This window comes from Flavobacterium melibiosi, from assembly GCF_048158545.1.
Taxonomy (GTDB): Bacteria; Bacteroidota; Bacteroidia; order Flavobacteriales; family Flavobacteriaceae; genus Flavobacterium; species Flavobacterium melibiosi.
Map to the genome: position 1 here is coordinate 149,907 of NZ_JBLNKU010000011.1, position 10,913 is coordinate 160,819.

Here is a 10,913-nt window from a genome sequence, read left to right on the forward strand (position 1 = left end):
AATATTAAAAAATATATTAATGGCTATAAAAATGTCCAAAAAAGCAGCGTCTATTGATATGACGGCTATGTGTGATGTGGCTTTTCTTTTGCTTACTTTCTTTATTTTGACTGCTACAGCTAAGATACCAGAAGCATTGCCAGTAGATACGCCTGCATCAACCGTTCAAACTAAGTTGCCAGAAACTGATTTAGCTACTATTACTGTTGGAGGAGGAAAAGTATTCTTTGACTTAAAAGGTAGAGAAGTTAGAAAAAGAACCCTGGAATTAATGGGCCAAAAGTATGGCGTAACTTTTACTGAAGATGATTCAAATAAATTTGCATTAATGGACGGTTTTGGTGTGCCAATTCAAAGTCTAAAGCAAATTATTGATATGAAAGCTGCTGATAGAGGGAAAGCAGGTCAACCAGGCGTTCCTAAAGATTCGCTTGATAATCAGCTGAAAGAGTGGATTTACAATTCTCGTATTGCAAATATTGAAATTGCAGACAAGGAATTGCAAATTGCTATAAAAGGTGATGCAAAAGAAGAATATCCAGCTATCAAACAAGTGATGGATATTTTACAAGATCAAAAAATCAACAGCTTCAATCTAGTTACTGGTTTGAGAGCAAAAGATAAATAACTAAAAAAAATACACTAAAATGGCTGAATTAAATACCGGCGACGGTGGTGGCAAAAAAGGTGGAAAAGTAAGAAGTAAAAAATCGAACTCAAAAGTAGATTTAACTGCTATGGTAGATTTAGCTTTCTTATTAATCACGTTCTTTATGCTTACTACTACGTTGTCTAAACCTCAATCGATGAGTTTGGGTTTGCCAGATAAGGAAGACGATAAAAATAAGGATAAGCCTATAAAAGTTGATGAAAACCGAACTATGACAGTATTATTAGGAGATAATAATAAAATGACATATTATATGGGTTTGTTAGCAACTCCAATAGCTGGTCCTAAAGATATTTCTTATGGTAAAGATGGTATTCGTAAAGAATTACTGAAAAGAAAAAAATCAGTAATAGAATATACAGGAAAGAAGGATAAAGGAATGATTGTAATTATCAAACCGAGTAAAAAATCAAATTACCGTAATTTAGTTGATATACTAGATGAAATGGCAATTGTTGATGTACCAACCTATGCAATTGTAAATGATTTTACACCTGAGGAACAAAAATTGTTAGAAGGTAAATAAGATTTCTTATTACTCAATAACCTAATAATTAAGAAAAATGAAATTAGATATATTCACAAACCAATGGCTTGAAATCGTATTTGAAGGGCGTAATAAGGCCTATGGTGCTTATGAGCTTAGAAAAACAAATACGAAGACTACGGTTAAAGCTCTTGTGCTTGGCGCGATTGTTTTCGCTCTTGCTGTTAGTGCGCCTCTTATCGTAAGTCTTCTTCCTGATAGTTCAGATGAAGCAGAAACATTAGACACTAAAATTACGGCAATAAAATTACCACCGAAGAAAGAAGAAGTTAAAAAAGATCTTCCTCCTCCTCCTCCTCCTCCTCCAAAAGTAGATCAGGTGAAATTTGTTAAGCCAGTTGTGGCTAAAGCAGAAGAGGTTACAGAAGAGCCGCCAAAAATTGTTGAAATAAAAGACAAAAAATTAGGGGCAGAAACTATAAAAGGAGATCCTGATGCTGAGTTAACTGTTGAACCAGTTGGTAACGGTCCTAGTGCAGTTGTAGAAGAGGATACTCAAATTTATAACACTGCTGGTATCGAGGTAAAGCCTGATTTTCCTGGAGGAATGGAGAAATTTTATAAATTTGTTGGTAGCAATTACCAGACTCCTGAAGAAGAAGGATTAAAAGGTAAAGTTTATGTTACTTTTGTAGTAGAAAAAGATGGTTCTTTAACAGATATTAAAGTAATTAGAGATATCGGTTATGGTACTGGAAAAGAAGCTATTCGCGTGTTAAAAAAATGTCCTAAATGGACACCTGGTGAACAAAACGGTAAAAAAGTGAGAGTACTTTATTCTTTACCTATTACTATCCAATCAGCAGAATAATGTTAAAGGGCATACTTATTAATATTCAGAAGAAATCGCTCAAAGAGCGATTTCTTCTTGTTTTGGGGATTTTGTTTTTCCTAGTTTATCTTGTCTTAGGTTTATTGATTATCTTTATGAAGAATTTTCCTCTAGCAATTCATGCTAATTATAGAATTGCTTTTGGCATATTACTTATTGTATACTCTTCTTTTAGGTTTTTTCGAATTATTAATGATAATAAACACTAGATTATGAAAAATTATGCTAAACTTCCGTATTTTATTTTTGTTTCAGTAATTATAATGTTCTTTGCCTGTAATCAATCTAAAAGTCCGAAAGGTAAAGAAACTATTCTAAAAGGTTCTGCATCTGTTTATGTAGATGAAACCTTAACTCCTATTCTTGAGGATCAAGTAGCTGTATTTGAAAGTAAATATGATGCTAAGATTAAACTTATTCCAAAATCAGAATCAGAAACAGTTAATTCTTTGTTCAAGGAAGAAGGCGCAATTGTTGTTTTGTCTAGGAATTTGACAACTGAGGAATTGAAAATTTTTGAACAGAGAAAAATTGTCCCTAAAATAACAGTTTTTGCTACGGATGCGGTTGCTTTTATCTCTAATAAAAGTAATAATGACACTATAGTGTCGTTAAAAGATGTGATTAGTTTTATGCAAGGTAAGCCAGTTACATCAATTAAAGGATTAGTCTTTGATAACCCAAATTCAAGTACAGTAAGATACATGAATTCTTTGGCAGGTATAAAAGCCATACCTGAGAAAGGTGTTTTTTCATTTAAAACTAATGATGAGGTTATTAAATATGTGTCAGAAAACGATGGAATGATTGGCGTAGTTGGAGTTAATTGGCTTTCTCAGCCACTACCAGTGATGCAAAAGTATGTTGATAACGTAAATACTTTAAATGTAAAAGGACTAACAGGAGATGGGGCATTTACGCCTTCACAAAATAATATTGCTGAAAGGAAATATCCTTTGGCACGTGATTTGTATATAATAAATTGTCAAGGATATTCTGGCTTGGGAATGGGCTTTGCTTCATTCGTTGCCGGAGATATAGGGCAAAGAATAATTTTAAAATCAGGATTACTTCCTATTCGTATTCCTGGAAGGAATATTACAATAAGAAATAAAAGTGGAAATGATAAAAAATAAATTAACTATAATAAAGATGAATAAATTTAAAATTTTTAGTGTTGCTTTATTGGCTTCGGTAAGCGTAAGCCAGGCTCAAGATTTAAATCAGGCAAAAAAAGCAATTGACGCAGAGCAATTTGAGAACGCAAAATCGATTTTGAAATCGATAATGAATACTAAACCATCTGGAAGAGTCTCGTTTCTTTTGGGTAATGTGTACCTTACACAAAATGTGGCTGATAGCGCTAAAATCTATTTTCAAAAGGGATTAAGTGCTGGCGATGGGGCTAAACTTAATTATATTGGATTAGCTCAATTAGAATTAGATAACGGAAATGTTGCAGCAGCACAAACTAATTTTGCATTGGCTTCTAAAGATTTGAAGAAGAAAGATGTTGAGGAATTTGTTTATATTGGGAAAGCTTATATGGCAGCTAATAAACCTGATTATAAAAGTGCACTATCTATTTTAAGTAGAGCGAAAATTAATAATCCACAAGATGCGCAAGTTTTACTTGAACTGGGGAATGCTTTTTATGGTGATAAAAACCAGAATGAAGCTTACGTAGCGTATCGTGATGCTTTTACGGCTGATCCAACTTTGATTAGAGCTAAAATGCAATTAGGTGTTTTACTTAAAGGAGCTAAAGCATATACAGAAGCGGTAAAAGCGTATGATGCTGTAATCGCGACAAATGCAAGCTACGGACCAGTTTATCGTGAATTAGCTGAGACCTATTATTTATGGGGAAGAAATGAGCCGGCTAAAGGTAAAGAATACCTTCAAAAAGCATTGGATTATTATGAGAAATACATGAGTTTAACGGATTATTCTATGGCTTCTCGTATGCGTCATGCTGACTTTTTAATCTTAGCGGGTGACTATAAAGCATTAGAAGTTGAGGCTAATAAAATGAAAGAACTGGATAAAGTTAATCCTAGAATTTTACGTTATTTAGGCTTTGCTGCATATGAAAATGGAAATGTTGATGTTGCAATTCAATCATTAGAAAGTTTTATTGCAACTCCTGCAAATAAAGTACTTGCTGTAGATTATCAATATTTAGGTTTTTCTAAGATTAAAAAGGCAATAAGTGTTGATGGTAAAACGGTAGATCCTACTCTTTTTAACAATGGTATTGCGGATATTAAGAAAGCGGTTGAAATGGAAATTACTATCACTAATAATCTAGCTGATCTTGGAAAAAAATTGTACGAACAAAAATTATTCAAAGAAGCAGGCGCAATTTATGAAATTGCAACTACAAATAAAGAATCTAGAAATTATTTGCTTGACAATTTTTATTTAGGAAACTCATTATACTATGACAATACTAGAAAAGATGTTGTGAAACCAGATTCTATTGCGTTGCAAAAAGCTGACGTAGCTTTTGGAAATGTTATCGAAGCATCTCCTTCTACTCAAGATGCTTATATCTTTAGAGCAAGAACTAATAGATTGCTTGAAAAAGATGACATGATGGTAAAATATTATGAAGACTATATTAAAGTTGTTACTGAAAAAGGTGCTGAAGAATTAGAAAAAAAGGCAACAAAAGCTAAAGTTATAGAGTCATATAATAACGTTGCTGCAAGTTATGCTAATACAGACAAAGCTAAAGCGATCGAATACTTTAACAAAACACTTGCGTTAGATCCAACAAATAATTATGCAATTGAATCTTTGAAAACTTTGAAATAAACAAGGTTTTTTTAAATACTAAAACCGATAGTTTCAAAAGAACTATCGGTTTTTTTTTGAGCATAATCTTTTGGATTAATTGGTGTAATCCGTCCTGTTATCCGCTCTTTTTTCGGTTGTCAAGCCCTGAAAAAGATGGTGCTTTATCCAGGGTAATAGTTATTATTAGTGTTTTTCAGAAAGCATTTTCCAATATCAAATTAACTCATTTTCAAATTAACTATCTTTGCACTTTAAAATTAAATAATGTTATCAAAAGAAATACAATTAGAAGTTAATAAAGGTGCCATGCTACCATTAATGGAAGAATTCTATACTATTCAAGGGGAAGGATTTCATACTGGGACAGCAGCATACTTTATTAGAATTGGTGGATGTGATGTGGGTTGTCATTGGTGTGATGTTAAAGAAAGTTGGAATGCTGAATTACATCCTCCAACAGGTATTGATTTAATAGTTACAAATGCAAGCAAATACTCAGAAACTGTTGTTGTTACTGGTGGTGAACCTTTAATGTGGGATATGACTTTGTTGACGCAAAAGCTAAAAGAGAATAATAGAAAAGTTCATATTGAAACTTCAGGAGCATATCCGCTTACAGGAGCCTGGGATTGGATTTGTTTGTCTCCAAAGAAAAATAAATTACCGACACAAACTGTTTATGATAATGCACATGAGTTGAAAGTTATCATTTATAATAAACATGATTTTATTTTTGCTGAAGAGCAAGCTGAAAAAGTAAATAGTAATGCCATTCTATTTCTGCAACCTGAATGGAGTAAAAAAGAAGAAATGACTCCGCTGATTGTAGATTATGTGATGAATAATCCGAAATGGCGCGTTTCTTTACAAACGCATAAATATTTGAATATTCCTTAAAAATTTAAACCCCAAACAACAAATTGCTGTTTGGGGTTTTAAATTAAATATAGTTTAAACTAGTTTTGGACTGCTTACTTCTTGCAATCTGATTGCCTAGTGGACATTGTTCCTTAGAACTACCAGCCTTTTTGTTTTTTTAATGCTGTGATATGTGCTAAATGATGGTTTCCATGCCAAGCATAAGTTCCTATTATTTCTTTAATTTTAAATTGCTTGTTATTTTCAGGATGAATAAAGGTTTTTTCTAAGTCTGCTTCAGATAGACTATTCATTAAATATGCCAAGCGAAAGTGTAAACCTTCCAGAAAAGAAAGAGTAGGTTGAATAGGCATTGTTAAATTATCATGTAATTCAGCCCAACGATCTTCGTGATAGAATTTTATTATTGGATTATCTTCGGTCAGCGCCCATTTGATCCTGATGAAACAATTCATGTGACTGTCGGCACAATGATGAATTACTTGACGAATAGTCCAGCCATCTTGTCGATACGGTGTTTCGAGTTGTTTCTCGGTTAAATAAAGTACTTCTTTTTTTAATCGTTCTGGGAAACTGTCGATTTCTGCTATTTTAGTATTGAGATAATCGCTTGAATATATTTCCGGGACGATAAATTTCCCGATAGGATAACGTAATTTTTCTAATGCTGAGTTGTTCATAATATAATGTTTTCTTTTAAATCGAAAGTTTAGCTAAGTAGTCATAATGCTCTCCTTCAAGAATTAATTCGCTTTGTAATCCATTGGCAAAAGCCGCATTTTGCAAGGTGTTATAATCCAAATAAAGCCAAGGAAATTGGTCTTCTTTCTCGTTTTTATAACATATTGTAAAAGTCAATTCGCCGTAATAACCGTTACTTGGAATCCATTTTCCACCATCTTCATCATTATCAAACATGTAAATTATATCCGAAGAATCAATTAGAATTTGTCCGTTTGAGTTTAGCAAGCTTCTTAGTTTCTGTAAAAATTTAGTTGTGTCTTTTAGTGTTCCAAAAATGCCGGTACCATTCATTAATAATAAAATGGTATCAAATTTATTTTTAGAATTATCAGAGTCCATTTCAAGAATGTTTTGAACTTGAGCATTTTTCAAACCTCGTAGTTGACAGGCTTCAATTGCATTTTGAGAAATATCAATCGAATGAACATCAAAATTTCTTTCGTTTTGTAAATACAAACTATGGCTTCCAGCACCACAACCTACATCCAAAATTTTTCCCTTTGCCAGTTGTAAAGCTTTCTGCTCCAGTTTTGGCATCTCATCATAAGAACGAAATAGATATTCAACACTCATTTCATCTTCTTCGGAAATGGAGGTTTCTGTAATTAAATCTTCCGGGGAATTATTAGTTTGAAAATCAAGTATGGCTTTGCCAAAAAGGTCTTTCATTATAGTTGATGTATTAATTTGGTAATTTGTTGATTTGTTTTAAGTAATTTCGCGGAATGTTTTATCGAATAACCGAAAAAAAAAATCTACGAATGAATAATATTTTAAACAATCTTCCTAAAGAAGCCAAAGATAAGCATATCGAAAATAAAAAGTATTTCGATAAGCTGAAAAAGAAGACGCCAAAGAATTTGGATTACGTGATGCAGGATTTACATGACGCCGAATTTAAGAAAACGGATTGTTTAAAGTGTGCGAACTGCTGTAAAACTACTGGACCATTATTTACGGATGCCGACATTGAGCGTGTTTCTAAATATTTGCGTCAAAAACCACAACAGTTTACCGAGCAATATCTTCGCATTGACGAAGACAGGGATTATGTGTTGCAAAGTGTGCCGTGTACTTTTCTGGATAATGAAAATGCATGTATGATTTATGATGTTCGACCTAAGGCCTGCAGAGAATTTCCACATACGGATAGAAAAAAGTTTCAGCAGATAACAGATCTGACACTAAAAAACGTTGCTATTTGTCCCGCTGCATTTAACATTGTTGAAGAAATGAAGAAGAAATTGCCTTTCTAACTAATTTATGGCAAGTCTTGCTTCTTGTTTCTTTTTTAATATATCAAATATTGGGCTCTCAGTTCCTTGAACTCAATTAATCCTTTTTTCCAACTTTCTCTGATTTTACCTTCCGAAGTTCCAGCTTCTATTTGCTGTTGCAATTTTTTAGTTCCTGCAAGTTTGGTAAAAAAAGGATTGAAGAATTTCGATTTGTCCGTTGTAGTTTGATACGCTTTAATTATCCATTTCAATTCGAGTTGATTCAGTCTTGAATGTGTTGACAAATCTTCGCCATAACAAAGTACTCCATTGTAAACTGGTTTTTGTGCTCCAAAATTTGGTTTAGGAATAAAACTAAAATCACTTTTCGGTAAATAAGGAGAACCATAAATTTGAAATTGTTTTTCAGTTCCCCTTCCTACACTCACATTTGTGCCTTCAAAAAGACATAAACTCGCATAAAGATTCACGGCTTGGTCATTCGGAAGATTCGGTGAAGGTTTTACTGGTAAGCTATAATTCATTTTTCGATTGTAATTAATGCAGGGAATAACGGTCAATTTACATTGCTCTTCATTCTTTAACCATTTTTCACCATTTATCATTTGCGCATATTCGCCAATTGTCATTCCGTGAAGTAAAGGAATTGGATGCATCCCCACAAAACTGGTGAATGCTTCCTCAAGAATTGGTCCGTCTACAATACGTCCGTTAGGATTTGGTCGGTCAAGAATTAAAAGTGGAATATTATTTTCGGCACAGGCTTCCATAATATAATGTAAGGAAGAAATATAAGTGTAAAATCGAGCTCCCACATCTTGCAAATCAAAAACCATAATGTCAATTCCAGCGAGTTGCTCTGATTTCGGTTTTTTATGGTCTCCATATAGTGAAATAATTGATAGTCCCGTTTTAGAATCTTTCCCATCAACCACATGTTCGCCTGCATCAGCAGTTCCACGAAAACCATGCTCTGGGGCAAATATTTTTTGGATAGCAATGTTTTTTTCTAATAGAAAATCTACTAAATGCGTTTTATTGGAGAGAATCCCAGTTTGATTGGTTACAATCCCAATTTTCTTGTCCTTTAATAATGGTAAATAGTTGTTGTAATTATCTCCTCCTGTCTTTATTTTTGTTTTTGGATTGTTTTCAACTTTTTCTAAATCGGATTTTATACTTCCCCTTGTATCTGTTTTTCTGGCAGAACAGGAAGTAGAAATGATTGTTAAGAATATATAATAAAGCGATATTTTAAAAAATGAGTTCATATATAGGTTCAAATAAAATTAATGGCAATTAGTGTAGTTCGTGTTTTAGCTGTATTTTTGGCTTTGGCAACGCAAACTGGCGGAGCAAATCCAAATTAGAAACACAATCAAATTGAATTTAGAATATTTCATAGCTAAACGACTCATCACTGCTAAAGATTATAAAAGTAGCATATCTGCACCAATTATAAAAATTGCAATCTCGGCAATTGCCATTGGCATGATTATGATGATTGTTTCAGTAGCAACCGGAATAGGACTGCAGCAAAAAATCCGAGAGAAGGTTTCAGCCTTCAACGGACATATTATTATTTCAAATTATGATAACAATCAATCTGAAGTTACGCTGATACCCATTTCTAAAAAACAAGATTTTTATCCGAAGTTTACATCTGTTCCCGGAGTTGAGCACATCCAAGCGATTGCCAGCAAAGCTGGAATTATTAGAACCGAAACTGCTTTCGAAGGGATTATTTTCAAAGGAGTGGGGAACGATTATAAATGGGATAATATAAAGGAGTATCTCGTTTCAGGTAAATTACCTGATTTTTCAAAAAATATAAATCAAGAAGTACTGATATCACAATTCCTTGCAAATAGATTGAATTTGAAAGTAGGCAATCTGTTCAATACATTCTTCATTAAAGAAGATCAAAATCAGTTGCCCAATATTCGAAGATTTAAAATCACGGGAATTTTCAATTCTGGCTTTCAAGAATTCGATGCTACCTATATAATAGGAGATATCCGCCACATGCAGCGTATCAATAAATGGGCTCCAGACCAAATCGGCGCTTTCGAAGTTTTTGTAGACGATTTTAATATTATAGAATCTACGGGAGAGCAGGTCTATGCACAAACAGCATCAACATTAGACAGCAAAACTATAATCGAAAAATACAGTTACATATTCGAGTGGCTTCAACTATTCGATTTCAACATCATCGTTATATTAGTAGTCATGATTCTTGTCGCTACCATTAATATGGTTGTTGCACTACTGGTCTTAATATTAGAAAGAACCCAAATGATAGGAATACTAAAAGCATTAGGAGCCGATAATTGGTCAGTCCGAAAAATATTTCTCTACAATGCCTTTTACCTTATCGTAAGAGGATTGTTTTGGGGTAATCTTATCGGAATCTCATTATTGTTAATTCAGCAACAATTCGGCATAATCCAACTGAATCCTGAAAATTACTACGTCAATCAAGCACCAGTATATCTAAATTGGGGATATATCCTTTTATTAAATCTAGTCACGGTCACAGTTTGTTTCTTGGTATTATTAATTCCTTCCTATATAATAACCAAAATTTCACCAGTCAAAGCAATACGTTTTGATTAAAATATCATTTGGGCGTTCCCCATTATAAAAAAAGAGGCAATTATCGTTATAGGTAATTGCCTCTTTTTTATAATGGGTCGGGCTATTCGCTTCAAGTCCTCAAAAAATTCCATTTCATTGCATTTTTCTGCGGGCTTTCCGCTGCTATCCCTAACGCGGGTAGCGTTTCAATCGACTTTATGATTTCGCCGAAGGATAAATCACATCAATAATATACCTAGAGTTTCCTTATATAGGAGGAGGAGTTCTATTTAGAATATTATGATTTCGAGTACCTATATATAATGTTGTTCCTGTTTTTTTATCGATAAAGTATGGAGAGGGTCGGGTAGATGAAAAAACTTTCGTTTCAAGAGTCATGTTTTCAGTGGGTTAAATTTTAAGTTAAGGAAATATGAAAAAAAGTGATTAAAAAAGCTTGTTAAAGCGAATAAAGGTGGTACTTTTGCACCCGCAATGACGCATACGTTCTTTAATAGACTGGCAAGTAAACTGGATTAAAGGAGAAAATTTATTTTCTAAAAAAGATTCTAAAAAGCTTGTGAGATTAGAAAACGCTTGTTACATTTGCACCCCGCAAAA

At 33.3% G+C, this 10,913-nt stretch carries 11 protein-coding genes; 8 read left to right on the top strand and 3 right to left on the bottom strand.

Annotated features, from left to right (window positions below; translation table 11 throughout):
* The first annotated feature begins 19 nt into the window (after nucleotides 1-19).
* The 6 genes from ACM55F_RS13950 (at nucleotide 20) to ACM55F_RS13975 (ending at nucleotide 5,748) form a co-directional block, all read left to right on the top strand.
* Complete coding sequence (locus ACM55F_RS13950; protein WP_416854419.1) at nucleotides 20-628, top strand: ExbD/TolR family protein; 609 nt, start codon at nucleotides 20-22, stop codon at nucleotides 626-628.
* A 19-nt stretch (nucleotides 629-647) separates the two neighbouring features.
* The gene (locus tag ACM55F_RS13955; protein WP_416854420.1) at nucleotides 648-1,196 is read left to right on the top strand and encodes an ExbD/TolR family protein; all 549 of its coding nucleotides are present in this window, start codon (nucleotides 648-650) and stop codon (nucleotides 1,194-1,196) included.
* Nucleotides 1,197-1,233: 37 nt separating this feature from the next.
* Nucleotides 1,234-2,028 (top strand): energy transducer TonB, encoded by a 795-nt coding sequence (locus ACM55F_RS13960; RefSeq protein ID WP_416854421.1) that lies wholly within the window; start codon nucleotides 1,234-1,236, stop codon nucleotides 2,026-2,028.
* Nucleotides 2,029-2,261: 233 nt separating this feature from the next.
* On the top strand, nucleotides 2,262-3,185 hold the full coding sequence (locus ACM55F_RS13965; protein ID WP_416854422.1) for a PstS family phosphate ABC transporter substrate-binding protein: 924 nt from the start codon (nucleotides 2,262-2,264) through the stop codon (nucleotides 3,183-3,185).
* Nucleotides 3,186-3,201: 16 nt separating this feature from the next.
* Nucleotides 3,202-4,869, top strand: a complete 1,668-nt coding sequence (locus ACM55F_RS13970; protein WP_416854423.1) for a tetratricopeptide repeat protein — start codon at nucleotides 3,202-3,204, stop codon at nucleotides 4,867-4,869.
* A 246-nt stretch (nucleotides 4,870-5,115) separates the two neighbouring features.
* Nucleotides 5,116-5,748, top strand: coding sequence for a 7-carboxy-7-deazaguanine synthase QueE (locus ACM55F_RS13975; RefSeq protein ID WP_416854424.1), 633 nt, complete (start codon nucleotides 5,116-5,118; stop codon nucleotides 5,746-5,748).
* Between the two features lie 119 nt (nucleotides 5,749-5,867).
* On the opposite strand, the gene ACM55F_RS13980 is transcribed toward ACM55F_RS13975, so the two are convergent.
* Both ACM55F_RS13980 and ACM55F_RS13985 read right to left on the bottom strand, forming a co-directional pair.
* Nucleotides 5,868-6,410, bottom strand: coding sequence for a YfiT family bacillithiol transferase (locus ACM55F_RS13980; protein WP_416854425.1), 543 nt, complete (start codon nucleotides 6,408-6,410; stop codon nucleotides 5,868-5,870).
* A 16-nt stretch (nucleotides 6,411-6,426) separates the two neighbouring features.
* On the bottom strand, nucleotides 6,427-7,143 hold the full coding sequence (locus ACM55F_RS13985; protein ID WP_416854426.1) for a class I SAM-dependent methyltransferase: 717 nt from the start codon (nucleotides 7,141-7,143) through the stop codon (nucleotides 6,427-6,429).
* A gap of 92 nt (nucleotides 7,144-7,235) precedes the next feature.
* Between ACM55F_RS13985 and ACM55F_RS13990 the strand changes: the two genes are divergently transcribed.
* Nucleotides 7,236-7,730, top strand: coding sequence for a YkgJ family cysteine cluster protein (locus ACM55F_RS13990; protein WP_416854427.1), 495 nt, complete (start codon nucleotides 7,236-7,238; stop codon nucleotides 7,728-7,730).
* 35 nt (nucleotides 7,731-7,765) lie between these two features.
* On the opposite strand, the gene ACM55F_RS13995 is transcribed toward ACM55F_RS13990, so the two are convergent.
* Nucleotides 7,766-8,983 (bottom strand): exo-beta-N-acetylmuramidase NamZ family protein, encoded by a 1,218-nt coding sequence (locus tag ACM55F_RS13995; RefSeq protein WP_416854428.1) that lies wholly within the window; start codon nucleotides 8,981-8,983, stop codon nucleotides 7,766-7,768.
* A 112-nt stretch (nucleotides 8,984-9,095) separates the two neighbouring features.
* Here ACM55F_RS13995 and ACM55F_RS14000 point away from each other — a divergent pair, with 112 nt between their 5' ends.
* A complete protein-coding gene (locus tag ACM55F_RS14000) occupies nucleotides 9,096-10,331 on the top strand; it encodes an ABC transporter permease (protein WP_416854429.1) in 1,236 nt (411 codons plus the stop codon).
* The last annotated feature ends 582 nt before the right edge of the window (nucleotides 10,332-10,913 follow it).

Excerpts from the sequence above, each read along its gene's own strand:
- ACM55F_RS13990 (WP_416854427.1), top strand. The coding sequence starts at position 7,236 with ATGAATAATATTTTAAACAATCTTCCTAAAGAAGCCAAAGATAAGCAT.
- ACM55F_RS13950 (WP_416854419.1), top strand. The coding sequence starts at position 20 with ATGGCTATAAAAATGTCCAAAAAAGCAGCGTCTATTGATATGACGGCT.
- ACM55F_RS13970 (WP_416854423.1), top strand. The coding sequence starts at position 3,202 with ATGAATAAATTTAAAATTTTTAGTGTTGCTTTATTGGCTTCGGTAAGC.
- ACM55F_RS13985 (WP_416854426.1), bottom strand. The coding sequence starts at position 7,143 with ATGAAAGACCTTTTTGGCAAAGCCATACTTGATTTTCAAACTAATAAT.
- ACM55F_RS13960 (WP_416854421.1), top strand. The coding sequence starts at position 1,234 with ATGAAATTAGATATATTCACAAACCAATGGCTTGAAATCGTATTTGAA.
- ACM55F_RS13980 (WP_416854425.1), bottom strand. The coding sequence starts at position 6,410 with ATGAACAACTCAGCATTAGAAAAATTACGTTATCCTATCGGGAAATTT.
- ACM55F_RS13975 (WP_416854424.1), top strand. The coding sequence starts at position 5,116 with ATGTTATCAAAAGAAATACAATTAGAAGTTAATAAAGGTGCCATGCTA.
- ACM55F_RS13955 (WP_416854420.1), top strand. The coding sequence starts at position 648 with ATGGCTGAATTAAATACCGGCGACGGTGGTGGCAAAAAAGGTGGAAAA.
- ACM55F_RS13995 (WP_416854428.1), bottom strand. The coding sequence starts at position 8,983 with ATGAACTCATTTTTTAAAATATCGCTTTATTATATATTCTTAACAATC.
- ACM55F_RS13965 (WP_416854422.1), top strand. The coding sequence starts at position 2,262 with ATGAAAAATTATGCTAAACTTCCGTATTTTATTTTTGTTTCAGTAATT.